This window comes from Neisseria sp. P0019.S003 (genome assembly GCF_051957115.1).
Taxonomy (GTDB): Bacteria; Pseudomonadota; Gammaproteobacteria; order Burkholderiales; family Neisseriaceae; genus Neisseria; species Neisseria flavescens_D.
The window spans coordinates 1-466 of the sequence record NZ_JBQCWT010000071.1; the positions used below are offsets into that span (position 1 = coordinate 1).

Annotated in this window: 1 protein-coding gene and 1 pseudogene; both read left to right on the plus strand. The window is 47.4% G+C overall.

Features of this window, described 5'->3' with window-relative positions; all coding sequences use genetic code 11:
• The coding region (locus ACTHTS_RS11130) for a YciI family protein (protein WP_440370073.1) at nt 1–320 on the plus strand (320 nt) is incomplete at its 5' end.
• Nucleotides 321–371: 51 nt separating this feature from the next.
• Nucleotides 372–466, plus strand: a pseudogene (locus tag ACTHTS_RS11135) (thiazole synthase); the annotation flags it as partial.

Genomic DNA, 466 nt, shown 5'->3' on the forward strand with positions numbered 1-466 from the left:
GTTTAATGCTGAGACAAGGAAAAGAGCTGTTTATCGTCTCGTTGGAATATCTGAAAGCATTTGCTGCGGTTGAAACCTACCTTTCCGAGCATATCGCGTATCTCGAACGGTATTATCAAGCAGGTGTATTTGTGCTGTCTGGACGCAAACAGCCGCGGACAGGCGGCGTTATCCTGATGAAAGCATCAGGCCGGGAACAGGTGGAAAAGTTAATTGCAGAAGACCCGTTTCACCGAGAAGGCGTAGCGAAATACAAGATTACCGAGTTTATTCCGACTAAGGTCGAAGAAGGACTTGCAAACCATTTGGAAATTATCTGAACCGATTCTTTCGAAGGCTATTGCATCAAACTTAACATCACAAAGGAATCCATCACGTTTCCCCTACACGGAGCAACTTTCACTTCACGGCTGCTGCTCGGTACGGCTGCTGATCCGACGCCGGAAATCCTCAAGCAGTCTGTCCA